General features: G+C 44.0%; 19 protein-coding genes and 1 riboswitch. Of the genes, 5 read left to right on the top strand and 14 right to left on the bottom strand.

Going from position 1 to position 26,440, the window contains the following annotated elements; translation table 11 throughout:
• Positions 1–96: 96 nt before the first annotated feature.
• Positions 97–4,365, top strand: a complete 4,269-nt coding sequence (locus K360_RS0100870; protein ID WP_024821299.1) for an acyl-CoA dehydratase activase-related protein — start codon at positions 97–99, stop codon at positions 4,363–4,365.
• Between the two features lie 92 nt (positions 4,366–4,457).
• Here K360_RS0100870 and K360_RS0100865 read toward each other — a convergent pair whose 3' ends face one another.
• The 3 genes from K360_RS0100865 to K360_RS0100855 form a co-directional block, all read right to left on the bottom strand.
• The gene (locus tag K360_RS0100865; protein WP_024821298.1) at positions 4,458–5,720 is read right to left on the bottom strand and encodes a M20 family metallo-hydrolase; all 1,263 of its coding nucleotides are present in this window, start codon (positions 5,718–5,720) and stop codon (positions 4,458–4,460) included.
• 235 nt (positions 5,721–5,955) lie between these two features.
• The gene (locus tag K360_RS0100860; protein WP_024821297.1) at positions 5,956–8,061 is read right to left on the bottom strand and encodes an acetate--CoA ligase family protein; all 2,106 of its coding nucleotides are present in this window, start codon (positions 8,059–8,061) and stop codon (positions 5,956–5,958) included.
• On the bottom strand, positions 8,061–8,555 hold the full coding sequence (locus tag K360_RS0100855) for a hypothetical protein (RefSeq protein ID WP_024821296.1): 495 nt from the start codon (positions 8,553–8,555) through the stop codon (positions 8,061–8,063). The genes K360_RS0100860 and K360_RS0100855 overlap by 1 nt, the downstream gene beginning before the upstream one ends.
• 135 nt (positions 8,556–8,690) lie before the next feature.
• Positions 8,691–8,860: riboswitch (cobalamin riboswitch) on the bottom strand.
• A 260-nt stretch (positions 8,861–9,120) separates the two neighbouring features.
• On the opposite strand from K360_RS0100855, the gene K360_RS0100845 reads away from it, so the two are divergent.
• Positions 9,121–9,381, top strand: coding sequence for a hypothetical protein (locus tag K360_RS0100845; protein ID WP_024821295.1), 261 nt, complete (start codon positions 9,121–9,123; stop codon positions 9,379–9,381).
• A 104-nt stretch (positions 9,382–9,485) separates the two neighbouring features.
• Here K360_RS0100845 and K360_RS0100840 read toward each other — a convergent pair whose 3' ends face one another.
• From K360_RS0100840 to K360_RS0100830, 3 genes are all read right to left on the bottom strand, one after another.
• Positions 9,486–11,642 (bottom strand): heavy metal translocating P-type ATPase, encoded by a 2,157-nt coding sequence (locus K360_RS0100840; RefSeq protein WP_034326151.1) that lies wholly within the window; start codon positions 11,640–11,642, stop codon positions 9,486–9,488.
• Positions 11,643–11,821: 179 nt separating this feature from the next.
• Positions 11,822–13,471, bottom strand: coding sequence for a methyl-accepting chemotaxis protein (locus K360_RS0100835; protein WP_024821293.1), 1,650 nt, complete (start codon positions 13,469–13,471; stop codon positions 11,822–11,824).
• Between the two features lie 40 nt (positions 13,472–13,511).
• The gene (locus tag K360_RS0100830) at positions 13,512–13,709 is read right to left on the bottom strand and encodes a heavy-metal-associated domain-containing protein (protein WP_024821292.1); all 198 of its coding nucleotides are present in this window, start codon (positions 13,707–13,709) and stop codon (positions 13,512–13,514) included.
• Between the two features lie 378 nt (positions 13,710–14,087).
• Here K360_RS0100830 and K360_RS0100820 point away from each other — a divergent pair, with 378 nt between their 5' ends.
• Both K360_RS0100820 and K360_RS0100815 read left to right on the top strand, forming a co-directional pair.
• Positions 14,088–15,353 (top strand): serine hydroxymethyltransferase, encoded by a 1,266-nt coding sequence (locus K360_RS0100820; protein ID WP_024821291.1) that lies wholly within the window; start codon positions 14,088–14,090, stop codon positions 15,351–15,353.
• A gap of 76 nt (positions 15,354–15,429) precedes the next feature.
• On the top strand, positions 15,430–15,954 hold the full coding sequence (locus K360_RS0100815) for a DUF2179 domain-containing protein (RefSeq protein WP_024821290.1): 525 nt from the start codon (positions 15,430–15,432) through the stop codon (positions 15,952–15,954).
• Between the two features lie 67 nt (positions 15,955–16,021).
• On the opposite strand, the gene K360_RS0100810 is transcribed toward K360_RS0100815, so the two are convergent.
• From K360_RS0100810 to K360_RS0100785, 6 genes are all read right to left on the bottom strand, one after another.
• Positions 16,022–17,119 (bottom strand): M20/M25/M40 family metallo-hydrolase, encoded by a 1,098-nt coding sequence (locus K360_RS0100810; RefSeq protein ID WP_024821289.1) that lies wholly within the window; start codon positions 17,117–17,119, stop codon positions 16,022–16,024.
• 98 nt (positions 17,120–17,217) lie between these two features.
• Positions 17,218–17,871 (bottom strand): cyclodeaminase/cyclohydrolase family protein, encoded by a 654-nt coding sequence (locus K360_RS10340; protein WP_024821288.1) that lies wholly within the window; start codon positions 17,869–17,871, stop codon positions 17,218–17,220.
• 49 nt (positions 17,872–17,920) lie between these two features.
• Positions 17,921–19,453, bottom strand: a complete 1,533-nt coding sequence (gene hutH, locus K360_RS0100800; protein ID WP_024821287.1) for a histidine ammonia-lyase — start codon at positions 19,451–19,453, stop codon at positions 17,921–17,923.
• Between the two features lie 194 nt (positions 19,454–19,647).
• On the bottom strand, positions 19,648–21,294 hold the full coding sequence (gene hcp / locus K360_RS0100795) for a hydroxylamine reductase (RefSeq protein WP_024821286.1): 1,647 nt from the start codon (positions 21,292–21,294) through the stop codon (positions 19,648–19,650).
• A gap of 38 nt (positions 21,295–21,332) precedes the next feature.
• Positions 21,333–22,088, bottom strand: coding sequence for an ATP-binding protein (locus K360_RS0100790; RefSeq protein WP_024821285.1), 756 nt, complete (start codon positions 22,086–22,088; stop codon positions 21,333–21,335).
• The gene (locus K360_RS0100785; RefSeq protein WP_024821284.1) at positions 22,063–22,509 is read right to left on the bottom strand and encodes an RrF2 family transcriptional regulator; all 447 of its coding nucleotides are present in this window, start codon (positions 22,507–22,509) and stop codon (positions 22,063–22,065) included. The genes K360_RS0100790 and K360_RS0100785 overlap by 26 nt, the downstream gene beginning before the upstream one ends.
• Before the next feature lie 172 nt (positions 22,510–22,681).
• On the opposite strand from K360_RS0100785, the gene K360_RS0100780 reads away from it, so the two are divergent.
• Complete coding sequence (locus tag K360_RS0100780; RefSeq protein WP_156923299.1) at positions 22,682–24,559, top strand: sensor domain-containing diguanylate cyclase; 1,878 nt, start codon at positions 22,682–22,684, stop codon at positions 24,557–24,559.
• Between the two features lie 4 nt (positions 24,560–24,563).
• On the opposite strand, the gene K360_RS0100775 is transcribed toward K360_RS0100780, so the two are convergent.
• Together K360_RS0100775 and K360_RS0100770 are read right to left on the bottom strand one after the other, a co-directional pair.
• A complete protein-coding gene (locus tag K360_RS0100775) occupies positions 24,564–25,739 on the bottom strand; it encodes an aminotransferase class V-fold PLP-dependent enzyme (protein WP_024821282.1) in 1,176 nt (391 codons plus the stop codon).
• Positions 25,740–25,841: 102 nt separating this feature from the next.
• Positions 25,842–26,426: a DUF4234 domain-containing protein gene (locus K360_RS0100770; protein ID WP_024821281.1), complete on the bottom strand. Its 585-nt coding sequence runs from the start codon at positions 26,424–26,426 to the stop codon at positions 25,842–25,844.
• Positions 26,427–26,440 lie beyond the last annotated feature (14 nt).

Raw genomic sequence — 26,440 nt, 5'->3', positions numbered from 1 at the left:
CTAATTCCTTGTGCATTTACCCTTTTGGAAGGTACAATTAAAGAACTATAAGCATAGCATTGTTTTCATCGTAGCTGTGCCAAGCAGGTGATATTCATGGAAACAGTTTTTCCTATGGGCATTGATCTTGGTTCAACTACAGTGAAGGTTGTGGTATGTCATCCCGAGGGGCAGTTGCTTTTTTCTGCTTATGAACGACACAACACAGATCCTTCTGGAACTCTTCTTTCCATTCTTCACTTATGCGCTGAAAAATTAGGAGATATGGCTCTTGACGTCGCTATCACCGGTTCGGCAGGAATGAATATGGCCTCACAGTTTTCCCTCCCCTTTGTGCAGGAAGTAGTGGCGGCAGCTCGCTATATTCGTCGCAGGATGCCGAAAGTGCGAACCATGATAGAACTTGGCGGAGAAGATTCTAAAATGATCTTCTTCGACGATAACCTCAACCCCGATATGAACATGAATGGAGCTTGCGCCGGTGGGACAGGAGCTTTTATCGATCAAATTGCATCGTTGTTAGGTGTTGGTCTCGATTCTCTCAACACTCTCTCTTCCAAAGGGAAAGCTATTTACACTATTGCCTCTCGATGTGGCGTTTTTGCCAAAACAGATATTCAGTCTCTTCTGGCACAACGAGCTAAACCGGAGGATATTGTCGCCTCTGTCTTTAAGTCCATTGCCCTTCATGTTCTCTCCTCACTCTCTCGTGGGAGAACCATTCGCGGTCAAGTACTCTTTGCCGGCGGCCCCCTTTCTTTCTTCCCCGGCTTGCGCCAATCTTTCGTCTCTTATCTGGGACTCGATCAAAATCAGGACATTGCTGCATATGACCATCCCAGATTATTGCCAGCCCTCGGCACTGCCCTTTTTCATGAAAGCAACGAGGAAAACAGCCTATCTTTGGGCAAACTTATATCTCGTTTGTCAGAAAAATCAGGACATATTCATATCATTAGGACAGATTTACCTCCTCTATTCGAGAGCAAAAAAGAGAGAGGCTTTTGGGAAGAACGTCACAAGCAATACTCCCTTCCCTCCGTCTCAGTCCAAAAAGCGGAGGGCCCCCTTTTTCTTGGTGTAGATTCTGGTTCCACTACTACAAAACTCGTCCTCATAGACAAAAATCACAAGATGGTTCTTTCCCACTATGAAACAAATAAAGGGGATGTTCTGGAAATTACCCATCGTGCCCTGACCAGTTTTAAGAAAACTCTCATGGAAAACCATCGAGAAGACCTCTCTATTGTGGCAGGAGCCAGTACTGGTTACGGGGAAGATTTAATAAGGAAAGCTTTGGAACTTCACCATAGCCTTGTAGAGACTATGGCGCATTTCATTGCGGCTCGCACCCTATGCCCCAACGTCTCTTTTATTCTCGATATCGGTGGACAAGACATGAAGGCCATGAGCATCAAAGACAACCACCTAGAAACTATAAAACTCAATGAAGCCTGTTCTTCTGGGTGTGGAAGCTTTATCCAAACATTTGCCGAGTCTCTGGGGCTTTCTATGGAATCTTTTGCTCAATATGCTTGCGAAGCTAAACACCCTTGCGATCTTGGGACTCGATGTACGGTTTTTATGAACTCAAGCGTAAAGCAGGCTCTTAACGAAGGAAGAGATATTCGAGACATTGCCGCTGGCTTGGCATACTCTGTAATACGAAATTCTCTCCATAAAGTCCTTAAAATACGTGACTATAGCGAACTTGGACCTGTTATTGTCGTTCAAGGAGGGACATTCCAAAATCCTGCAATCCTAAGAGCTCTCGAAGTCATTACCAAGCGCCGCGTAGTAAGGCCAGTAGAAGCTGGTCTTATGGGGGCATGGGGAGCAGCTATTTATACAGCAAAGCAGTGGCAGGAGGAGGCGGTGGAAGGGGAACATAAGGATATTTCCCATATTCTGGAGACATGGGAAGAACCTTCCGCCCAAAATTTCCGCTGTCATGGATGTACCAACAGTTGTGCCGTAACGAGCCTTACTTTTTCAAATGGGCAAAAATTTTATACTGGAAACAGATGTAGAAAGATTTTCAATAATGGACAAAGAGTTGCGCGGGGGCATAATTTCTTCAAGACTCGCTACGACACTCTCTTCAACTGTCCCACAGAGCCGACAGGCTCCCCCGCGGGAACCATTGGAATTCCCAGGGCATTAAGCATGTATGAGCTTTATCCTTTCTGGTGTACGTTCTTCAGAGAGTGTGGTTATAAAGTGGTACTTTCTCCCCCTTCCGATGAAAACATTCATGAACGAGGCGTATCGTCCGTTATGGCTGAAAACATCTGCTTCCCGGCAAAACTTGCTCACGGTCATATTGTAGCCCTTACGGAAATGGGAGTAGACCGTATCTTTATGCCTATTATTGTTCATGAGCGGAATGAAATTAGAACAGCAAATAACAGCTATAACTGCCCTGTCGTCTGTAGCTACGCCGATGTAATCAGAAGCGCTCTCGACCCCGAAGGGCAATATCACATCCCCTTGGATAGCCCTGTTTTTTCTTTAAGAAAACCCGTCCTTTTCAATAAACAAGTCCACGAGTATGGGAAGTTCTTGGGAATAAACAGGCATCGTGTGGCAGTTGCTTTTAAAATCGCTCTCCATGCTCAACAACATTACGAAAAAACGGTACGAGAGGAGGCCCAAAAAGCTCTCGATGAAAGCAGAGCTGCGAAACGACATATATTGGCTATAGCCTGTCGCCCTTACCATATGGACCCTCTCATTAATCATGGGATATTTGACCTTATCGCTGATCTCGGGGCTGATGCCATACCGGCTGACCTCCTAACAGCACATTTCCCAGGACATAGTCTCAGTAACTGCAAGGTCGTCACTCAATGGGCCTATACTAACCGTCTTTATGCTGGTGCCAAGGCTACCGCCAAGGAAGGCCTCGATTTAGTTCACATATCATCATTCGGATGTGGAGTTGACGCTGTAACAGGAGATGAGCTGGAAGCTATCGTACGAGAAGCAGGATGCAGTTACTCTCTCATAAAAATAGATGAGATCACTAATCTTGGAGCAGCAAGGATTCGACTCCGCTCCATTCTTGAATTCAATCGACCTTCACCTTCACAAAAATATGAAAATTTCTTCCATGAGGAACAAAAGATTTCACGAAAGAAACTCGTTATGCCTTGGTTTTCTGCTCTCTATTCACCTTTGTTACCTTCTCTTCTACAAGGATTAGGCCTCGAAGCAGAAATTCTTCCTCCGCAAACGCAGCAATCTGTAGATATCGGGTTGGAATATGTTCATAACGATATGTGTTATCCAGCTATTGTAGTTATTGGTGACATTCTCAAAGCCTTTATGGAAAAGCAATATACAGCTAAAAACGCCGCTGTTCTTCTCACTCAAACTGGGGGACAGTGTCGAGCAACTAATTATGTGCCACTCGCCCGAAAAGCTTTAGCAAGCGCCGGTTTCCCCGATGTGGAAGTCCCTACTTTCGGTGTAGAAAATTTTGAAACGGCGGGGTTTTATGTCTCTAAAAAAGATGCTGCACAGGGCTTACTCTACGGCTTACTCGGAGCTGATCTTTTAGCCTCTCTCTTTCTCTCTACGGCCCCAAGAGAGTTTTCAGGTGGAAGTGCAAAGACTATTTACCTGAAATACCTTCGCCATCTTGGAGATTTCCTTAAAAATAGAGGGACTTTTTCAGAACTTATAGACCTTATGGAAGAAGCAGTCGCTACATTTAATGGGCTTCCCATGAAAGAAGAGGACATTCCGCGAATAGGAATTGTGGGAGAGATATTTGTAAATTATAACGAGTTCGCCCAAGATTTTCTTGTAGATAAACTTATCGCCCATGGTGTTGAACCAGTGCTGCCCCCTCTCTCGTCCTTTTTCTTTATGAAATTCCGAAGCGATGTCTATAACTGGAAGGCGTATCTATGTGAACCAGGATTACTCGATGTTCTAGGAAATCTTTTTATGGAAACGTTAACAGGTTATTTTGAAAGTAAATTAGAGGCCGTTTTAAAGAATTTCCGTTTCGCACTGCCTCGTCAAACTCTCAAAACCCTCTCTAAGAAAGTAACTCGCGTCACCAGTCTGGCCAATCAAGCTGGAGAAGGGTGGTTACTCCCCGCAGAAATGATTGATATGTTAGAGAAGGGCATCAACCATATCGTATGCCTTCAGCCTTTTGGATGTCTTGCCAACCATATTACAGGGAAAGGAGTAGAAGGCGTGTTGCGTCGACTCTACCCTGAGCTGGATTTGCTCTGCCTCGACCTCGATCCCGGTACAAGTCGAACAAATAACGACAACCGTTTACAACTTTTAATTATGGCAGCAAAAGATGCTCTTATTCATGGGCAGGAGAAAAAACGGCTCGCTTAACTTTTTCTGTAAAGACACTCTATCGCAGACCTAGAAGGGGCATCCCTTCTAGGTCTAGCGCTGTGGAATAGAGAACTGGCATAACGAATACGCTATTCTTTTACAAAACCTGCTAATTCCAGAATAGAAGCAAGAAGAATATCTGCACCCTTCTTAATATCTTCAACATCTGTCTCTTCCTCTGGACAATGACTTCGCCCCCCAATGCTTGGGACAAAGATCATACCTACATCAGTTATAGATCGAAGCAGTACCGCATCATGAACAGCCCCACTATTTATTTTTTTGTAAGGGGTACCTAGCTCTTTAGCTTTTTTCTCCAAAACTTCGATAACTTGAGGGGAGAGACGCACCGCTTCCAAAGAAGCAAGGGAAGAGACTCTGCTTTCTACATGACATGCTGTTGCAATATCTTGGATGCGCTCTTTCACTTTCTCTACAACTCTATCCATTGTCTTCTCACAGACATCGCGAATATCAATAGAAAAAGTTACTCTCCCTGGAATAATATTCCATACATTTGGGCTGCACTCTATGTGTCCTACAGTTCCCACTGTAGTATCAGCCCCTTCCTCCCGCACGATTTCTTCTACTGCTAGAATCATACGGGAAGCAGCAAGGAGACTATCTTGCCGCAAGGCCATAAGAGTTCCTCCTGCATGATTCGCCACGCCTCGAACGTCTACCCTCATCTGCCGAAGACCGTTAATAGCTTCCACAATTCCTATTGGAACACCTGCTGCATCAAGAGATGGCCCCTGTTCTATATGAAGCTCTAAAAAAGCTTTTACATCTCCAGGACGTAAAACACTGTTAGGCATGGAATCTGGATTATAACCACACTCTTGAGCCATAGTGTACATAGACGTACCTGCTGGGGTTTTCAGTTTTTTCAAGTCTTTCACTGTATATCGGCCAATCATAGCTTTGCTGCCAGCGCAGCAAGGCCCAAAGTTCGCCCCTTCTTCCTCAGAGAAGATAACAACTTCCACCGGATGTATCGGAACAAGCCCTTCATCTACCATTGTTCGCACCGCTTCAAGGGCCGCGACAACACCGGCCACACCGTCAAATTTCCCGCCCTGCCGCACGGAATCAATGTGAGAACCACTCATCACTATAGGAGCATCAGGACTCTTTCCTTCATATCGAGCACGAATATTCCCTACCCCATCCACTGCAATAGAGAGATTCAGACCTTGAAGCGTTTCAATCAAAAAATCACGAACGTCTTTATCCTGTTGACTATAGGTAAAACAGGTTCGTCCGGCCTTGTCTTTCCCCAATGAAGCAATGTGTTTTATATCGCGCTGAATACGTACCGGCCTTGTTTCGTAAACGGGAGCACAGGCCACTGATCATTCCTCCTTCATATATTTATATTTGTTTATATAGTTTGACATTAATATATTATACCGTTAAATCCCGGATAAACCAAAAAAAGGCAGGATCTTTAGAAAAGTACACCCCAAATGTTAGATTTGAAATCTAACATTCGGGGTGCTGAACAAATGGGTAATGATGGCAACTACATAGTCTTGCAAGCTACACTATATTGTCTACGTGCCTTGAGGGGAAAGCGGCCTCCTTTCAATATCCATTTCGCCGAATTACAAGAGCATCTGCGGCTACTGCTCCTTCTCCTTCAGGCATGACGAAAACAGGATTGATATCGAGCTCTAGTAAATCTTCTTCTATGCATGCCAATTGGGAAACCTTACTTACAATTTTCGCCAACGCCTCCACATCTCTATGCCGCTGTCCCCTCGCTCCTGAGAGGAAACCGTACCCTTTCAGCTTCTTTATCATACAGAGTGCTTCTTTTTCATCTACCGGGGCATGACGAAGAGATACGTCACTGAGCACCTCTACATAAATACCCCCTAAACCTACGGCTACAATAGGGCCAAAAACCGGATCTCGCTTTACTCCCACAATACACTCCATGCCACCTTTTACCATTTCCTGAACGAGAAACCCTTGTATCTCATGATCTGAAACATGTTTTTTTAAATTTTCTCTCGTCCGTTTCAAAGCATGGCGCATTTCATCAAAAGAACGAATATCCAATGTAACAATATCAGCTTCCGTTTTATGAAAAATTTCTGCAGACATACCTTTGAGCGCCACGGGGAAACCAATTTCTTCCGCCGCATCAAAAGCCTCCTCCATATCGCGACAAAGCCGTTCCTTTGTTACAGGAATATGATATCTATCCAGCAATCGCTTTGCATCGTACTCTGTCAATTTAGGAGGGAAAGAGCGCAATATAGGATCTCGATACGCTACTTTCGTGACAGGGAAGGGGAGTCGATTCTCCCAATTTCTTAAAGCCTTCAAAGCTCGTGCACACTGTCTGAAACTTTGAAATATAGGGAAACCAGATGCTTTGAGACGCTCAATAAAGGCTCCCCCATGATCGTTGTCAATCATCCATACTGCTGCTTGAGGCTTATTTGTGTTCTGGTAGCTCTTAATCAACTCATCTGCCATCAGAGCCCCAGCATCGCCAACAATCATGGAGAGAGCGGTGATTACCATGTCTATATTAGGGTCATGAAGAGCCGCATTAAGAACGTGACGAAAATTATCCGGCTTTTCTGAAATCTGAACTGTCATATCCACTGGGTTTCTCGAGGCACCAAAAGAGGGAATCGCCTCCCCAATTTCCTGACGAGTTTGATTTGAAAACTCGGGGACCTTCATTTTTAAATCACTAAGACAATCAGCCATAACAATACCAGCACCACCAGAAGTAGTAAGAATAGCAGCCTTATCACCAGCAGTACGAGGAGCAGCACCAAAAAGCTGCCCTATGCCAATAATATCGTCCATGTCTTTTAAGGGAATAACACCATATTGGGCAAAAATTGCGTTCCAGACAGCGTCATCTCCCGTAAGAGCTGCCGTATGGCTACGCGCAGCTTTTTGAGCAGAGGGGGAACGCCCCGCCTTTAATACGGCTACTGCAATATCTCGTTCTCTCGCTTCTCGAACCAGTTCCAGAAAGCGTTCCCCGTTTTCAATGCCTTCAAGATACATCATGAGAAGGCGAACTTCCGGATCGGTAATAACATATCCGGCACACTCTACAGCGTCGATGTCAGCTTGATTCCCTGTCGTCACCACATATCGATATCGAACGCCATAATCAAGCCCCACACCAAAAGAAGAAAAACCAAACGCTCCGCTTTGAGAAACAAAGGCCACGTGTCCAGGCGCTGGAGGTTCTGCATTGTAAAGAGCTCCCGAGAAAGTGAGGGGTATTCCTTCAGAGAGGTTCAGAAGCCCTTGACAGTTAGGCCCCAGAATGCGGATATTTCCTCCACGAGCAACATCCATCATTTCTTTTTGGAGAGACCCATCGCCAGCTTCAGCAAAACCAGAGGAATAAATAATCACATGATGAATATCTTTTTGAACGCATGTTCGAAGAATAGATGGGACAAGATGGGCCTTGACACTAATAAGAGCCACATCAGTTGAAGTAGGGATATGAGCTAAATCTTTATAGCAGGGGAGACCTCCTACCGTGTCGTATTTGGGATTAACGGGGTAGATAGTCCCATCATATCCGAAACGTTGTAACGCTTTAACCGTACGCCCAGTAAGGCTATCAAGATTGGCAGACGCTCCTACAATAGCAATGCTACGTGGAGCAAAAAGAGGAGAAAGGGGATGGTTCTGACAATTCATTATGCGATGGCCTCCTTTTCACGACTACACCATAAAGGTTCTAAAAGCCTCAAAGAACGGAGGCAGGCTCGGCAATATAAAAGATAGATCTTTATTGTCTCGCTTGAAGACTCCGAAGCAACAGCGCTCATCCAATCTCGAGCAGCATTGATAAGATTGAGGTGAGCTTCAACAAAGAGAGCCTTTTCTCTGCCCTTGAGTTGGAGGTCTTCTTCGTGAGGAACAGAAATAGCCTCAATATCTTTCCGCAATGTGTTAATGAGTAAGCGCGAATTCTCAAGAAAATCTGCGGAAATCACAATATTTCCGTCCCTGTTCAAACATCCATTCACATAGGAAATGTATCGATCTATGGGAGAAAGGATGGTGCTGCGTGTATATTCTTCTGGAAGAGATGTGCCATTTGCTTCCAGCGCATTTACCGTCTGCTCAAGCAAAGTAAACCTACTTGGGTTTACGGAGTTCTGGAACAAATCCACGTGCTCCCGCTTCATAACTCTCATCCTCCTATAATAAAAAATGGCCGTCCCCCGAGGACGGCCATTAAAGGCTAAGAGTTTAAAAGCGAAATTGCCCCTTTATCTTTTAAGAGAGGCTTTTCCACAAGCCTTCCCGAATCCTCGCGGGAACTTGCATCTCTTCATCAGGCCGGTCTCCTGGCTTGCTCTCACTCTTTGGGCCCCCCTTCCCAGAAAAGAACTCTTTCCAGTGGTATATGGTCCCATCATCAAGCACACAGTGGCGGGTCCGCGCCGGTTTTTCACCGGACTTCCCGTACACCTGCTGAAGTTTTATTGTATTTATTACTTTACACTCTATTCGACAAAAAAGTCAATACAATTTATTTTTTAAAAGCATTTTTCTTTTTTTCATAAAAAATTATCCCTTATTAATAATATTTTTGAGATAAAAAAGATAAAAACAACCGAGCCTAAAAACCCTTCACATTCATGGAAACAAAGGAGTCATACAGGAAAGGAGAGCCTGAAAATATTCTATTTATTTTTTCCTTCTTTTCCTTTACAATACCACCATGTTTTCTATAAGGAGGTAAAGAATATGGACTGGGGTATGGTTCCTGGAGAAACTGTGGTCATTACGTCGAAAGACATTACGCTCCGTGACATAGTACAGGCTATTGTAGATGGTGCCGATACAGTTCCTGCAATAAAAGAAGCTTTTGGTCTCACCGATGCTGATGAAGGGGTGAATGACCTGGAAGATATTCTTGATGTATTCGTACCCGCTATCGATGCTCTCCGTAATGGTGGGTGCAGCGGGTGCGGCGGAGGCTGTTCAGGCTGTCACGGTCATTGCTAGTGTAGAAAATACAGAGACCGCCTAAAAAGGCGGTCTCTTCTAACTTTTAAGTGGGCAAAGGAAGCTTTGTCCATATATTCTTTTGACTCTTGTAACGGGATCTTTTAGGAACGAATCCGCATGGAATTCAAAATAACAGAGATGGAACTAAACGCCATAGCTGTTTCAGCAATTGCAGGATGGAGCAGGGCCCCCATAGCTAAAGGAATAGCAATAATATTATAGGCGAAAGCCCAGAAAAGATTTTGACGAATAACCGTAAAAGTTTGCCTTGAGATATGGATGGCATCAACAATAGCAGAAACTCCACCTTTCACTACTACCATATCTGCGCTGTCAATGGCAAGATCGGTGCCAGAGCCAATAGCTACGCCAATGTCTGCGCCCTTTAATGCTGCCGCATCATTCATCCCATCTCCAACCATAAGAACCTTTCGCCCCATAGCTTGATATCTTCTCAATATATCCAATTTTTCTCCCGGCCGAACTCCGGCATAAACTTCATTAATTCCTACTTGCTTGGCAACCGCTTGCGCAGTCCTTTCATTATCTCCTGTCACCATTACAGGAACAATGCCAAGCTTCTTCAGATGAGATACTGCCCGAACCCCATCCTCCCGAAGAGAATCTTCTATCGCAAGAAACCCCACAACTACGCCACCCTTTTGAACCTCTACTACCGTACGCCCCAACAGAAGCTGTTCATTGTACCTTGAAGGATCCTGAGGTTTCCCAATAAAGTATTCCTCTCCCCGTATGGTTCCTTTAACTCCCTCTCCCATAATCTCCTCCACGGAATTAGGTTCTATGTCCGTTCTTTTCACTGCTGCTACAGCTTTCGCCAAGGGATGGAGAGAATGCCGCTCCAATGCCGCAACAGCCTCTAAATCCTCTTCGGAGACCTGGATATCTACAACAGAAGGATGCCCTTGGGTAAGGGTCCCTGTTTTATCCATGAGCACAATCCCAACTTCTTTCGCCGTTTGGATGGCTTCAGCATTTCGAATAATAAGTCCCTTCCTTGAAGCCGCGCCAGTCCCCGTAATAAGAGCCATAGGAGTGGCAAGCCCCAAGGCACAGGGACAAGCAATGACAATGGTGGATATAAAGCCAAAAATGGCAAGAGAGAGGGGATCTCTGACAGTTGTAACCCATGGGAGGTAGCGAGCAGCGGTATCAAGAAAAAAGCCGAACCGATCCACCCCAAAATACCAGAAAAAAGCACTTATAAGGGCAAGAGTTGCTACGGCAGGGACAAAATAGTTCGTAACGCGATCGGCAAAGGCCTGTATAGGAATTTTTGCCCCTTGGGCTTCCTGAATAAGAGAGATCATCTGTGAAAGGAAGCTATCCTCTCCAACGTGTGTTGCCTGAACTTTTAAAGGACCTGTAAGGTTCAGAGAACCTCCTGTTACGCTATCACCTTGTTTTTTCTGCACAGGTAAGGACTCCCCAGTAATCATAGATTCATCTACTGATGTGATTCCATCTGTAATACGCCCATCTGCAGGAATTCTTTCTCCTGGACGAACAATGAGGGTAAAGCCTTCTTTTACTGCTTCAATAGGAATGGCTATTTCCGTACCATTTTCGTTAAGAACCCGTGCTTCTCGAGCTTGAATTTCCAATAAGGCCTTTATCTCCTTGGAAGCCCGATCTCTTAAGTGAGACTCGATAAAACGACCGGTCACATGTAAAGCAATAATCATTGCTCCAATAGATCCAAAAGAGGTTACATGCACACCGCTCAAAGAGAGAAGAGAAGTAGCCCATGCAGCGAGAGCTCCCAAAGAGACGAGGACATCCATATTCGCATGAGAATGTGTAAGAGCAATCCAAGCTCCTTGCATAGAAGAGTGCCCCGCCCCAAAAAGGACAATGGCACCGCCTAAAATCTCGACCAATGGGAACCACGGCATATGAAAACCTGCCATATGAGCAAACATGAAAGCCATTAGAGGAACAGTAAGAATCCAGCTGAGAATTAAATTTTTGCGGGCAATCTGGTAACGACGACGATCCAGATCTTCCGGTGCCTCGTAGGAAACATTATATCCAGCGTTACGAACAGCTTCTTCTAAAATTTCCATGGGAACATCCTTCTCAAGAACAACAAATGCCGTCTCTGTGGCAAGATTCACGCCGGCAAAAACGACACCATCCACTTTTTTTAGAGATCGTTCAACCATTCTGGCACAGGTTGCGCATGTCATACCTGTTACAGAAAAAGAAACTTTTTTAGCACTTTCTTCATTTCCCATTATTTCCTTCACTCCTTTTTCTCTCTATAAAAAGACTATTAAAAAGATAGGATTTATAAATATCATATCATAATACCCTCTATATGTATGTAAAAAGGGCCGACCTCTCTCTGTCTCAGAAAGAAATCGGCCCTTGCCAAGGTACTTTATTATAGATCTACCAATTTACACTTATTTTCTTATTTCCCGACAGGAACAAGACCTGTCCGATAGTCTCGACACTCTTCTCCCTGTCGACAAAGAGCGCTCATATGTTCCAAGCTTTTTACCAATGTCTGGCTTATCTTTAACGCCTGAGCGCATACATTTTTAGCATCTTGGATTTTTCCTGCTTCCATAGCATCAAAAACGCTGTGTCCGAGACGATGCAGCTCTTCATGGCATTTCATAAGATCGTTCCACTGGTGTTCATCAATAACTTCTGGTTTCTCCATAAAGGAAAGGAATATCCCAAATTGACATCGAGTAGGATCTGTTTCCACATCCCATTTCCCTCCGTCTACATACTCCTTAAGGTGAGAGATCCATCCTTTATGTGCTTGAATAGCCCCATCGGCAATTTCGGCAAAATCGCATCGTTCTATTACTTGGACACGAGCCATATTTTTTAAAAGAGTATAGGCTTGACTTGAGCCTTCCTGAGTAAAAGCAAGGAGTTCTGCCACTGATTCCGTGAAAGAATCTACATTCCTCCCTAAAAGCTGGAATCCATTCTTCATGCAACCAGTGAGTTTGGTAACAGTCTCTGCAGAGGTCGCCAACTCTTGCGATGAAGCAGAAAGCTCCTGTGCGCTTGATGCTACCTGATGAGTGGATTCAGTAACACTTGTAATATCGCTCAAAATATCTCCCACTCCTTGTAGAGCATCAGAAACATGAACTACCGTTTGTTCTACTCGCTCTACAATAGCAGAAGCATCGTTAGAAGCTCCCTGGACCTCAGAAACTAGCTCTTCCAGATTATCCCCTATATCTCGAGCCGCTTTGCGACTTCCCTCTGCCAGCTTACGGACTTCTTCAGCCACTACGGCAAAACCTCGCCCTGCCTCTCCAGCCCTAGCCGCTTCTATGGAAGCATTTAAGGCCAAAAGGTTTGTCTGATCTGAAATGCCTGTCAAAACTTGAACCACAGATTGGATTAAAGCCACTTTTTCAGAGAGAGAGGCCGATCGTTGAGCCACTCCTAAAACATCTTTACCAAGCTCTCGAATAGAACTTTCTGCATCGCCAAGCTTCTTTTGCCCATCGCCAGCCCGATCAGAAACACGGATTACTACCTCATTCAGATTCTCCGCTAGATGGGCAAGGGATTGAGCCGTTGTTGAAATCTCTTCTGAACTAGCGTATTGGGCCTGCATAGCATCTGTAACTTGATTCCCAGCTTGCACCCCCTCGTTTACTTCTCGAGCCATCTCTTCAAAAGCACGAGAAAAAGAACCTAGCTTTCTTTCAAGCCGAAAAAAAGCAAAAGTGAAAGAATGTAATTTTTGTATTATTTCTAAAAAAATTTTTCGGAATGTCGTTATGAAATCTGCAAGCATACATCCCAACTGTCCCATCAAAGAAGATTTCTTCGTAATAGAATCTGGCGCGGAATTTCGCAAATCCACTGTTTCCCCCGAATTAACAGAACGAAACCACGCAAGAATCTTTGCTGCAGGAACAGCAAAAACATAACGATCCTTCAAAAGACAAACACAAGCTAAAAGCAGAGCCCATACAAGAAGGACTATATCTCGACCAGGTCCTCCATACCATTTGTAAAGAACGGGTCCCCATAGAAAAACAAAAGCTGCAACGCAATAAAAAAAAGAACGATTATGCACCATATAAAAACGAAGCTCCCTTTCTATACTTTCTATTTCTCTTTTATGCCACAGAAGCAGAGTATCCTGCCTCTTCAAGAGTTTCCAAAACAAAAGCAACGTTATCGGTCTCGATAACGACAGATTTATTTTCCAATATCACCTCAAAGCTTCTAAAACCCTTTTCTTCAAGAGCTTTTGTAATTCTTTTTACGCAATGTCCACAGGCCATATCTGGAATGTTCAATACATATTTCTTCATGAAAATCACTCTCCTCCTCTCTTTATGTTGCATTCACAATGATATAGTTCTCAAACTAGTATCTTTTATAGTCTAAATACCCATCTCTGTAAAGTTTTTGTCATGAAAAATTCTTAAAATGAGTACTATATTGAGTACAAAACTCAACTTTATGGAGAACCCGCTACTGCAATTGGGGAAATACCAGGTAGGAGATCAGCTTATGTCATATACAATTGCAAATTTTCGTCCTTTTGGCGTAGAATAAGGGCGATTAAAGGGGTGAGATTTATTTTGTTGTTCCTTTTTCTTTCCTTCCACCCTTCTTTATATGGCCTCACTCTTCAAGCTGTTTTTCACGGCGCCACTTTTTTACTCACTAAAGAGGGAGGTATATAAATGAACCTGATCCACTTTATTGATCCTGAGTTGGGAGCTGCTATTGAAGGGGAAAAACAGCGCCAAAATTTGACCATTGAACTCATAGCGTCAGAAAACTTTGTTCCAGAAGTTATTCTTGAAGCCCAGGGATCTCTCCTCACGAACAAATACGCTGAAGGATACCCTGGAAGGCGATATCATGGTGGGTGCAAGTTTATTGATATTGTCGAAAATCTTGCCATCGAAAGGGCTAAAAAACTTTTTGGTGCTGAGCATGCCAATGTTCAGCCTCATTCTGGCGTTAATGCTAACCTCGCAGTTTTTATGGCTATTTTAGAGCCTGGGGACACTATCCTTGGGATGGACCTCCGCCATGGAGGACACCTTTCTCATGGAACGCCCGTCAATATTTCGGGGAAAATTTTTAAAGCTCATTCTTATGGAGTAAAAAAAGAAACTGGCCTCATAGATTATGAGCACGTGGAAGAAATGGCCCACACCCTTCATCCTAAGCTCATTATTGCTGGCGGCAGCGCCTACTCACGATATATCGATTTTGAACGGTTCGCTCATATAGCTCACGAAGTTGGCGCTTATTTTATGGTGGATATGGCCCACATTGCAGGGCTGGTTGCTGCAGGCGTCCATCCTAGCCCTGTTCCACACGCTGATTTTATAACTTTTACCACTACTAAAACTCTTCGAGGAGCACGGGGAGGGAACATTCTTTGCCGGAAGGAATATGCTGACAGTATAGATAAAGCTATTTTCCCTGGGATCCAGGGTGGTCCCATTCCCCAAATAATGGCAGCAAAAGCTCTTACTTTTAAGCTCGCCATGACAGAGGAGTTCAAATTATATTCCCGTCAAATTTTAAAAAATGCCAAAAAGATGGCTGAAATACTTCGACTTCACGGTTGTACCATTGTCTCAGGGGGAACGGACAATCATCTCATGCTTGTGGATCTGCGCAATAAACACATAACAGGTCGGGAGGCTGAAAAGAAACTGGAAGAAGCTGGCATTACAGTAAACATGAATCTCATTCCCTTCGACCCAGAAAAGGCCACCGTAACAAGCGGCATTCGCATTGGATTGGCCGGAGTAACAAGCCGCGGATTCAGGGAAGAAGAAACAGAAGCTGTGGCACAGCTCATAATAAAAATTCTCGAAAACTCCCAGCCCCCAAAAATCCAGGAATTCAGAGAAGAGGTTGAAGCTCTCTGTGTAGCTCATCCAGTATATATGTCTCGCACGGAGCTTGCTATAAAACGCAACAACTGAGAAGGAGAGTGAGAAGCTTTTCTATTCACCGACTGGAGTGAACGTTTCGTCATAGGCAAACGGAGGAGGGAGAAATATGTCCCTTGAACTCAATCTTGCCACTATATTAATATTTTTTGCCCGGTGTACTGATGTTTCTCTGGCTACAATGCGTATGCTTCTTCTTGTCAAAGGCCAGCGATTCAAGGCATCGGCCATTGGTTTCGTCGAAATATCTCTCTACCTCGTGAGTTTAAAATATGTTCTCGACGCGGGTTTAAACAGTCCTTTAAGCTTTATCGCCTATGCTCTTGGTTTCTCTACGGGAAATTTCCTAGGCTCTTTATTGGAAGAAAAGCTTTTAAAAGGACATACTATCGTAGAAATTATTCTAAACGATACCGAAGAAAGTCGCCATCTTGCGGAAAGACTTAGAGATGAAGGCTTTGGAACCACTATTGTTGAAGGAGAAGGGAAAGACGGCCCCCGGTTAATTCTTAAGGTCATCTGCGACAGGAATGACCGTCAAAAGGTAATGCAAATAGGAAGTCAGGCCGGAGGCTTTGTCTTCATGGTCGATATTCGAAGCATATGGGGCGGCTATTTTAACAAGAAAAAATAGCTACGCCCTCTCGATCTGCTACATGTTCCCGCTACGGTGATGCTCCTATTGTAACTAAGAGAACTCGCTATGCGCCCGTCATAATAGCTACAATAATATCTCCGATTGTATAAAGATCCCGCTCGGAAATATATTCTTTTGTGGTGTGGACATTCTGAGCCCCAGTTCCGAGGTTCACTGCCGGCAAACCCTTTTCATTAAAGATATTAGCGTCGCTTCCCCCTCCAGTGGAGATAAGCACTGGAAGCAACCCACTTCTCCTAACGGCAGAGGTCGCCCACTGTACCACCGGAGAGGTCTCTTTTAGAGAAAAACCTGTATAGGATTTTTGAACTTTCGTCTGGACGGAAGCCTCACGTTTTGCTACCCCTGCCTCCATAGCGTCTACCATGCTCTTTACAAGGTCTTCCAGCTTTTTTTCACAGAAAGAACGGGCTTCTCCTTCTACATAAACGCTATCGCAAACAATATTTGTGGCTGTACCCCCACGAATAATACCCACATTCGAGGTTGTCTCATGATCTATTCTGCCAATATTCATGGCAGCAATCCCTTCAGCTGCTGCTACAATAGCATTCACACCTTTTTCAGGGGCAATTCCTGCATGAGCCGCTTTTCCGGCAACAATCCACGAGAGGTTCACATGAGAAGGCGCCTGTACTACGATATGACCTGGATCGGAAGAGCTATCTACAATAAAAGCCATAGAAGCTTGTAAATCTTCGCTTGTTAGACGCTTGGCCCCTACAAGCCCTTCTTCCTCTGACACGGTAAAAATCACTTCGATACCGGGATGGGGCAATCTCTTTTCTATAACCGTTTCGAGGGCCTCAAGAATGGAAGCAATCCCAACTCGATCATCAGCTCCAAGAATAGTATCCCCGGAAGAATAAATCGCCCCGTCTCGAAATACAGGTTTTACAGGGTTCCCCAAAGGGACCGTGTCCATATGAGCAGCTATAGCAATCCACCCACTCCGTCCAGGAGTAGGAGAAAGAGTCGCAATAACATTACCAGTACTGTCTTCCCCATTCTTTTTTACCGAAAGCCCAAGCCTATGGAGATGGGGAGACACATATCGAGCAACAGCTTCTTCCCTACCTGATTCTGCTTTTATTTGCACAAGCTCCAAAAAAGTACGAAGCATGCGGGCATTATCTATCATTTCACAGCCCCCTAAATTAATTTGCTCCTATTATGCGTTTTTTTTCACAGAACGCAAGGACCGTGAGACTTTTCAGAATAGTCGGCCCATTCCAAGTGCTATGGTAACGTCTCTTGAGAGTGCCCTACAAGAGCTTTAAGATAATTCTCCAGAGTTCTGTCTATTTCCATGTTGAGATCGTACATAAGAGACAAGGCTTCATCTCGAACAGATGCGCAAAACTCTTCATCCGAAAGTAAAGCAAGATTTGTTATGGCCGTAAGACACGATGACACCACAGTCCCTCTAATTAAAGCAAGGCCTGTTATGGCGTCGTTCACCGCAACTCTACATCCCAAAGCTGCCACATCTCGTAGCAAAGGGACAACGTCACGACAACATCGCAAGACCTCCAGAGGCACCACTACCGCTTTTTTCATGGTCTGCTCTCGAAAATGATCTCGAATATCCTCCTCTTCCGGAGTTTCTGTGGGAAGATGGCCTGTCTCGAGAAAAGAAGCATAGGCTTGAACGTCCTCTTCCATAAGGTAAAGGAATCGTTCGGCAAAGACTGTTGTTTTGTCTCGAATATGTTCCATGTCAGGCCACACGTGGTTATACCCCTCTTTCGAGCGAGTAAGGCGGGCCACCAAACCTCCCAGCGCGGATGCCAGAGCACCACACAGAGCAGCAACACTGCCTCCTCCCGGCGATGAGGTGCCCGCAGAGAGCTGATCCACAAAACTTGCTACCGTCATATGTTGAAGCCTCATACTTCTTCACCTCCTTTTATCATCTTACACCATAATTTTCTCCGAAACGTCAGTCCAATACCCCCACAGCTTCTTCAACTGCATGAAGCACTTCGCTGCGATCCATAAGCTCGATAACTCTCCGAATAAGAGGGTGAATATAGTCGTCATGCTTCAAGAAGGGGACTGCACTCCGAATAGAATCATAAGCAGCTCTCGTTCCTTTTCCCGGTTCCAACAAAATGCTGAAGTCCAAAGCTTGAGCAGCAGTAAGAAGTTCTATAGCTAAGACCTTGCGGGTATTATTCAAGATCATTCGACCTTTTCTTGCCCCATACGTTCCCATAGAAACATGGTCTTCCTGATTGGCAGAGGTCGGTATGGAATCCACAGAGGAAGGATGCGCAAGGACCTTGTTTTCAGAGACTACAGATGCTGCTGCGTATTGGGGAATCATAAAACCACTGTTAAGTCCACTTTCATTGATAAGGAACGGAGGTAACCCTGAAAGAGACCCGTCTACAAGACGGGCAACTCGACGTTCTGAAATATTAGCCAATTCGGCCATGGCGATGCCGAAGAAATCCATAGCTAATGCTATTGGTTGTCCATGAAAGTTCCCTCCACTAATTGCTTCTCTGTCATCTACAAATATAAGAGGGTTATCTGTTACAGCGTTGATTTCTACAGCAACCTTATCTCGAACATAGTCAAGAGCATCTCTACTTGCTCCATGAACTTGAGGAACACATCGGAGCGAGTAGGCATCTTGGACCCTGTTCTTCTTAAATTTCTCTATAATTTGGCTTCCTGAAACTATTCGGCGTACATTCGAAGCAACAGTCAGCTGACCATGGTATGGACGAAGAGCGTGGGTTCTTTCATCAAAAGCATAAGGAACGCCATGAAGGGCCTCAAGAGAGATACATGCCGCAATATCCGCTATTTTAGCCGTATTGTACCCATCATATACAGCAAGAGCAGCAATAGCTGTCATGACAGTTGTTCCATTATTAAGAGCAAGTCCTTCCTTCGCTTCTAGGGAGAGAGGTGTCATGCCAAGTTTACGAAGAACTCGTCGGACAGGCTGACGGCGCCCCTGATGAAAAACTTCCCCCAAGCCTAAGAGGGTTATAGCGAGATGTGAAAGAGGGCACAAATCACCGCTGGATCCAACAGATCCTTGAGAAGGTATAACAGGATGAATTCCACTATTTAGATAATCAGTAAGGCGTTGTAAAGTGCTCACTCGAATGCCAGAGTGCCCACGAATCAACGTGTTAATCCGAAGAAGCATAATGGCCCGAACTGTCTCTTCGTCAAAGGGTTCTCCTATGCCACAAGCGTGACTTTTCAGAAGGTTTTCTTGAAGTTGGCGACGATCTTTTCTCGAAATAGGAACAGTGGCCAAGTCGCCAAAACCGGTATTGATCCCATAGATAACGTCGTTTCCTGAAGCCCATTCAGCAACAAGAGCAGAAGCTTTTTCAACCGCCTCAAGAGCCCCTTCGTCTAATTCCACTTTGGCATTATACCTTGCAACTCGTACGACATCTTCAATAGTAAGAGAGCAACCGTCGAGTTTTACGACGCCATTATGCATTAAGAGCCACCTCCTGGTATAATCGTAATATCTTAATTTAGTGTATACCTAAAAGCACACTTCTGGCAATCACTTTTCCCAGGAAGGACGAAAAAAATTCGCAATTCTTTCTTTTTAGAATAAAAGCCAGGAGTCCTTATTTCTCCTGGCTTTCTTGTAAAAATATTTACGCTCGGTAATTCTAAAAGTATTCGTTACCCCAGAATGGCTTTTAAATCTTCTTCCGGCGTCGTAATGGGCATGAGATTCAACTTTTCATGAAGGACATCGAAGGCAGGCTTTTTCACAAAAGCCGGTAGACTTGGACCAAGTCGCATATCTCGAATACCGAGATAGAGCAGGGAAAGGAGAATACAAACAGCTTTCTGTTCATACCACGAAAGTATCATGGAAAGGGGAAGGCTATTTACGTCTGTCTTAAAGGCATCAGCAAGAGCCATCGCCACTTGTACTGCCGAATAGGCATCGTTGCATTGCCCCATATCGAGAAGACGAGGGATTCCTTCGATTTCACCGAAATCCAGCTTGTTGAAACGATATTTGCCACAAGCAAGAGTTAGAATTACCGTATCTTTAGGTGTCATCATAGCAAAATCAGTATAGTAACTCCGTCCAGGCTTCGCCCCATCGCATCCACCAATAAGGAAGAAATGGCGTATTTTACCTGCTTTCACAAGGTCTATAACTTTATTAGCAACAGAAAGAACTGTATTTCTAGCAAATCCTATGGGAATTCGATGTTCTGGTGAATCCTCAAGAAATCCAGGAGCATCGAGGGCTGCTTCAATGACAGGGGTAAAATCTTTTTCAGGACCAATATGTTTTACCCCAGGCCAAGCAACAAGCCCTGTAGTAAAAATCCTATTTTTGTACGAGTCCTTGGGCTTCTGTATACAATTTGTGGTCATAAGAATCGCACCCGGGAAACGATCAAATTCTTCCCGTTGATCTTGCCAGGCTCCACCATAATTCCCCACGAGGTGTTTATATTTTTTCAGCTTTGGATAGGCAAGACATGGTAACATTTCGCCGTGAGTATAGATATTGATACCCTTCCCTTCCGTCTGCTGAAGAAGAAGTTCTAAATCTCGCAAATCATGACCTGATACCACTATAGATTTGCCTTTAAGCGGGGTTACTCGAACAGATGTAGGCTCTGGATGGCCGTAGGTAGACGTATTTGCCTTGTCGAGAAGTTCCATAACGGAAATATTCCATTTCCCTGCCTCAAGAGCTTTCTCTACCAATTCATCTACGGTAAAAGTTTCACCACTGAGATAGCTCAAAAATTCATGGAAAAAGCCGTAAATTGTCGGGTCTTCCATTCCAAGAACATGAGCATGATCAGTATAGGCTGCACTTCCCTTCAGACCGAATAATATTAAGTCCCGAAGGCCCTGTATAACCTCACCATATTTTGCGCTCCACGCTTCAGGGGTAACAGTAGCGCCATCTCTGATCATATCGTCTCTGTTTTGAGGCAGTACATAACGTGCTGGCCCAACAAGTATTTCTGGGGTCTTCCCCGCAGTAGAGCAGGCAACCTCATAGAGACGACGGGCTCTGTCTTTCATTGCAGCAGCCCAACGAAGCATGCTCTCCATCCGTTCTTCATCGAAGTTTACATTCGTAATTGTTGTAAAAAGAGCTTCTACAACAAAAACGTCCAATTCATGATCACTAGAGCCGAGAAGCCTTAATCTGTGAGCATACATGGAAATTCCTTTTGTAATATGGATCAACAATTCCTGAAGATCGGCAATTTCCGGCGATTTGCCACATACCCCAAAAGCAGTACAACCCGTCCCTTTCGCAGTCTGTTCGCATTGATAACAGTACATTTCTTCGTTCCCCTCCTTTTCTTCTCTCATCGACTCTATTAAGAAAATATATATTTTATAGACTCGCGATTTAAAATATCTCCGCGTATGCCTATCTTTACTACGTTCAAAGTAAGATTTACTTTTGCTTTCTCAATAGCTTTTTCCATAAGATGAATCAGGCCACTGCAACACGGAACTTCCATATGTATAACCGTAATGGCATGGGGGGTATTCTCAGCAATAATTTGGCTCATTTTCTCGGCATACTCTTGAGCATCATCGAGCTTAGGGCATCCTATAAGACACACCGTGTCCTTTTTTTCAAGAAAATGTCTGTGAAAGTCAGCAAAGGCATAGGCCGTACAATCTGCTGCTACTACGAGATTCGCATTTTGAAGATATAAAGCATGAGCGGGTATAAGACGAATTTGAACTGGCCAGTTTCCGAGGCGAGACGATATGGGTTCTTTTTCTATTATGTTTCTTATTTTACTTGAAGAAGAAACGTTTCTCAAATCTCTTGCCATAGATCCTGGGCAGCCACAAGGAAGAGGAGACATATTATCTTTTACTCTAGATACCAAATGAAGTTTCACCACTTCCTCATCATAAGGAGCCGCTTCCCTTTCTTCAAAAGTAATGGCTCCTTGTGGACACTCTCCAATACAGTCTCCAAGACCATCGCAATACGATTCACTTACCAAACGGGCCTTTCCATTCACTATTTGAATGGCTCCTTCGTGACAAGCATGGGCACATATTCCACACCCATTACACTTTTCTTCATCAATTTTGATAATTTTCCGTTTCATACCCTGTCTCCTCTCCTCCACTTCTCATGAAATCAGCTAAACTTTTTTCTTTCAAATACTCTATAAACTCTCGTGTCATCTTTTGTAACACCCCTCCAAAAAGACAGGAAGCGAAGGGACATTCCTCAGCTTTTAAAAGGCAGTATTCTCCAGAAGGTTCCCCTTCGATCTCCACATAAATCTGAAAAAGCGAAATGCTATCCGCCAAACGAGCAAGTTGGAAGCCGCCCCCAGGACCACGAGATGACACGACAAGCCCTGCTCTGACAAGACGTTGAAAGACCTTGGCAAGATGTGTTTCTGAAACCCCTATTCTTTCCGCTATTTCTCTTGCACTCATACGTTCCCCTGAAATCGCCAAAAGCCCCATACCGTGGAAAGCCAAAGAGGCAGCTTCTGAAATGGCAATAATAGTATTCATAAAATAACCCCCAATAATCAATTCAGGAATTATAGTACTTAAATTCCTTATCTTGTCAAGGCCTTTTTGACAGCTATCAATTTCGAGATTAAACTTTTAAACAATATCGTTCTTTGACTTGCGAAAATCTTGGAGCTATCTTGCTTACCAAGAGAAAGAGTAGGTGCCCCTTATGTCCATACGCGTCAAAACCTGCTTAATAATATTGTTGGCTTTCATCGCCAGCACTCTCGTCGCCTTCTTTATAGCTGACCATGTGGTATTGCAGAAATTTATTGCATTAGAAGAAGCGTCATTTGAAGAAGATAACAAAAAAATCTTACAATCCCTTAACGCTCTTCGTATGAGACTAGAAAGTATTGCTGGAGACTGGGCTCCGTGGGATGCTACGTATAATTTTCTTCAGGGAAATAACACTTCTTTTATAAAAAATAATCTTATGAATGAAACTTTCGAAAACCTCCACCTCAACATCTTTTTGTTATTCGATAGAGAGGGGAAGCTTGCTTATAGTACTCTTTTTGACCTAAAAAAAGTTCAGAAAACACCCCTTCGTGATGGCCGCGTTCAAGAGATTCAACATATGCTTTCCACTCTTGACGTAGGGAAAGATGGGAAAACAACAGGGTTCTTCAGTACAGGAGAACACATGATCTTAGCCGTAGCACCCGTGCTTAAAAGTGATTATTCCGGTCCCCCCATGGGGACACTTGTTGTAGGTGAATTTTTTGGAGAAGAACGGCTTCAAAACATCGGATCGCTGCTTGGTCTTTCTCTTCGCATCGAACCTATTGATAAAAAGATGTCTTCTTCTCATAGGAACTGGGAAACAGTACTTTTAGGAAAAACAAACGCCCGTGTTGAGGGGAAAATATTGATTCCTGACATTACAGGAGCCCCTCTTTTCTGTTTAACAGCCTCAAAACCCAGACTTCTCTTTCAATCTGGGAAAATGACCGTACGTATTATTCTTCTCTGGTTCACTATAGCGCAAGGAGCTATCGCTATGCTTCTCCTGTTACTTTTCCACACTACAATTTTATTTCGGTTGCAATCTATGGCAAAACAGATCCAGAACATATCCGAAACCGCTGACCTTCACCTTCGATTGGATGATCAAGGGGAAGACGAGATTGGTTTTTTCTCTCAAAATATCAACTCGATGCTTGAAAACATTCATAAACTTATAGATAAAGCCCCTGACCTATTTTTTCTTTGCAACTATGAAGGGAATATCGTTCTCGCTAATGAACTGGCTCATCATACCCTTGGTTATGAAAGCAATATGCTCGTAAATCAGCCTCTATCCTCGTTCATGGGAATAGCTCATTTCCCTCTCCTCGCCCCAAGAGAGACAATTTTAACGAAAAAAAATGGGGAGAAACTGCCAGTAGAGATGTATGTCCAAAAGCTTATACTTGGCAATAACCACTTAATCCTCGCCATTGCAAGAGATATTTCGAAGAGAAAAAATCTACAGAACAAGCTGTACCATATGGCATACCGAGATTCCTTAACGGGGCTTCCCAATCGGGCCAGTTTTATGGAAAAACTTTATCGCATGATTGAAGGCAATAAACGAGGGAAAAGAGTCCCTTTTCTCTTCGTTATGTTGGATGTAGATAACTTTAAATCCGTTAACGACACTTTTGGGCACTTAAATGGTGACAGGGTTCTGCGGGAAGTGGGAAAAAGAGTTTCAAAACTTCTACGAAGCCAAGACATTCTAGCCCGATTGGGAGGTGATGAATTTGCCTTACTTCTTCCTGGAAGAAGCTGGGAGGAAGGCGTTGCTTTCGGTAACGCGGTAAAAAATAGTATGGAACCACCTTTTAAAGTAGGGAAAACAGAACGTAACCTATCGTGCAGCATAGGTATTGTTGCCCACTCTTTTCAATATCATTCTATAAATACTCTCTTCCAAGACGGGGATAAGGCTCTCTATAGGGCTAAGAGGAGGGGGGGAAAACAAACCGTTATTTTTGAGGAAGGGAAAGAAGAAAAACCTGCCCCTGAAGACAGAACCATGGAGCAGGATTTTTTCGATTAACTCTTTAGAATTTCATAGGTACTGTTAAAAGCGCTTGAAGGACCTGAAGACAACAATCTATATCTTTCTCCGTATTGAAGTAGCCCATGGATATGCGCAGCGCTCCCCCCATGCTGTCCGTGCCAAGAGTCTTGTGGGCTGTCGGTGCGCAATGCAGGCCTGGCCTCGTTTCGATACCTGCTTTTTCTACTAAATCGGCTGCCACAAGAGCATGATCCAGACCTTGAAAATTAAGAGGAAAGACTGGGAGCCGCCTATCCATCGTTTTTTTCCCTGCCAGAAGAACTCCAGGAATTTGCTGTATTCCCTTCAGGAAACGAGATCCAAGAGCTTTTTCTTTGGCGTGAATATTATGAATTCCCTCCGCTATAAGCCATTTCATTGCTGCCCGAAGGCCAGCAATGCCAGGCAAATTAGGGGTCCCAGCTTCAAACTTATCAGGAAGAAGATCTGGCTGATACTCAAGGTGAGAAAAGCTCCCTGTTCCCCCTTCAATAAAACAATCAACTTGTTCCGCAAAGTCAGGGCGCCATACAATGCCACCAATACCCTGGGGACCCATAAGGCCTTTATGCCCTGTAAAACAAAGAGCAGCAATATCAAGACCTGCTACATCTATAGGGAGAATCCCTGCTGTCTGAGCTGCATCCACAACAAGAGGAACGTTATGACTTTTACATAATTTTGCTATCCCCTCAAGATCTTGAATTGTGCCGCATACGTTACTTGCATGATTGATCATAACCAAATCACAAGAACTTTCTAAAGCCTCTGTTAAAACGTGAAGAGGAAGATCTCCCTCTTGGGTGCAGGGAAGAACAGAAAGGATTATGCCCCGTTGTTCCAGACGTCTGAGAGGGCGCATAGAAGCATTGTGCTCCATACTGCTTGTAAGCACTCTCATTCCTGGTTTGAGATAACCTTTAAGCACTACATTAATAGATTCAGTTACATTGGCAGTAAAGGTAACATAACGAGGATCTCCATCTTCAAATCCATGAAAAAACTCTGACAAGATTTCGCGACATTCCAGCACAAGATCCATAGTGCCAAGATCTCGTTTCGCTGCTGTACCCCTGGCTAAATTGGCTCCTGAATTCACCATAAAATCGTACATAGCTTGTGGAACCACTTGGGGTTTCGGCCATGATGTTGCTGCATTATTTAAATAGATGGACATACTGTTTCACCATCCGTTATAAGATTTATAGATATATATTATCACCAAACATAAAAAAGGTCCCCCCTTAAAGAGGACCCTTTACACGTTGCTCCAATTGCATTAATTTGCTCTTTTAAAGACGCCGATGTCAATAAGCCTATTTATATGGTACTGAATATAAAAAATCAAGAAGAAAAAGGTCATAATGCCAGATCTCGCTACACTTTTCAATGCTTCCTCATCAGCAAAACCAGCTACATATTCACGAAGCATTTTTCGCATTTTAAAGGACAAGAAAACCCACGTCACGAAAGACAGAAGGGCTAAAATTTGTTCTCCTTCTCCTTCGTTTGCTCCCAAAACAAAAGAGACACCCCATAATATGAGGGGGAGGAGAGCGAGCCAGTCTTGAATTTTTTCGCTTACTTTCAACTGATTAAAAGAATTTCGCCTTAAAAAAACCCAAAAAGCCGGATACATTCCTAACGTAATGATGGAGAGAAATAATACAAGCCCCACACTAATTCTTTTAAACGCTATTCGTTCCCCAGGTAGTTTTATAGCAATAACACCCTCTGTTGCCCCTTCAACACTCTGTACTTTTGGAAGCATAGTTCCGCAATAAGCACAATATGCTGTTTTTCCTTCATTTCTGGCTCCACAGGAAGGGCACACCTGCCTCTTTTCCACGTTCTCCGACGACATGTACGTTCCTCCTT

The organism is Aminobacterium mobile DSM 12262, from assembly GCF_000526395.1.
GTDB lineage: Bacteria > Synergistota > Synergistia > Synergistales > Aminobacteriaceae > Aminobacterium > Aminobacterium mobile.
This window is presented reverse-complemented; position numbering and strand designations above follow the sequence as displayed.

Coding starts and splice junctions, on each gene's coding strand:
- K360_RS0100855 (WP_024821296.1), bottom strand. CDS start 8,555: ATGAAGCGGGAGCACGTGGATTTGTTCCAGAACTCCGTAAACCCAAGT.
- K360_RS0100830 (WP_024821292.1), bottom strand. CDS start 13,709: ATGAAGAAATATGTATTGAACATTCCAGATATGGCCTGTGGACATTGC.
- K360_RS0100860 (WP_024821297.1), bottom strand. CDS start 8,061: ATGAATTGTCAGAACCATCCCCTTTCTCCTCTTTTTGCTCCACGTAGC.
- K360_RS0100870 (WP_024821299.1), top strand. CDS start 97: ATGGAAACAGTTTTTCCTATGGGCATTGATCTTGGTTCAACTACAGTG.
- hutH (WP_024821287.1), bottom strand. CDS start 19,453: ATGCATAATGGCGTCGTAAAACTCGACGGTTGCTCTCTTACTATTGAA.
- K360_RS0100840 (WP_034326151.1), bottom strand. CDS start 11,642: ATGGGAAATGAAGAAAGTGCTAAAAAAGTTTCTTTTTCTGTAACAGGT.
- K360_RS10340 (WP_024821288.1), bottom strand. CDS start 17,871: ATGAGGCTTCAACATATGACGGTAGCAAGTTTTGTGGATCAGCTCTCT.
- K360_RS0100780 (WP_156923299.1), top strand. CDS start 22,682: ATGTCCATACGCGTCAAAACCTGCTTAATAATATTGTTGGCTTTCATC.
- hcp (WP_024821286.1), bottom strand. CDS start 21,294: ATGTACTGTTATCAATGCGAACAGACTGCGAAAGGGACGGGTTGTACT.
- K360_RS0100790 (WP_024821285.1), bottom strand. CDS start 22,088: ATGAAACGGAAAATTATCAAAATTGATGAAGAAAAGTGTAATGGGTGT.
- K360_RS0100770 (WP_024821281.1), bottom strand. CDS start 26,426: ATGTCGTCGGAGAACGTGGAAAAGAGGCAGGTGTGCCCTTCCTGTGGA.
- K360_RS0100820 (WP_024821291.1), top strand. CDS start 14,088: ATGAACCTGATCCACTTTATTGATCCTGAGTTGGGAGCTGCTATTGAA.
- K360_RS0100810 (WP_024821289.1), bottom strand. CDS start 17,119: ATGATAGATAATGCCCGCATGCTTCGTACTTTTTTGGAGCTTGTGCAA.
- K360_RS0100815 (WP_024821290.1), top strand. CDS start 15,430: ATGTCCCTTGAACTCAATCTTGCCACTATATTAATATTTTTTGCCCGG.
- K360_RS0100835 (WP_024821293.1), bottom strand. CDS start 13,471: ATGGTGCATAATCGTTCTTTTTTTTATTGCGTTGCAGCTTTTGTTTTT.
- K360_RS0100775 (WP_024821282.1), bottom strand. CDS start 25,739: ATGTCCATCTATTTAAATAATGCAGCAACATCATGGCCGAAACCCCAA.
- K360_RS0100785 (WP_024821284.1), bottom strand. CDS start 22,509: ATGAATACTATTATTGCCATTTCAGAAGCTGCCTCTTTGGCTTTCCAC.
- K360_RS0100845 (WP_024821295.1), top strand. CDS start 9,121: ATGGACTGGGGTATGGTTCCTGGAGAAACTGTGGTCATTACGTCGAAA.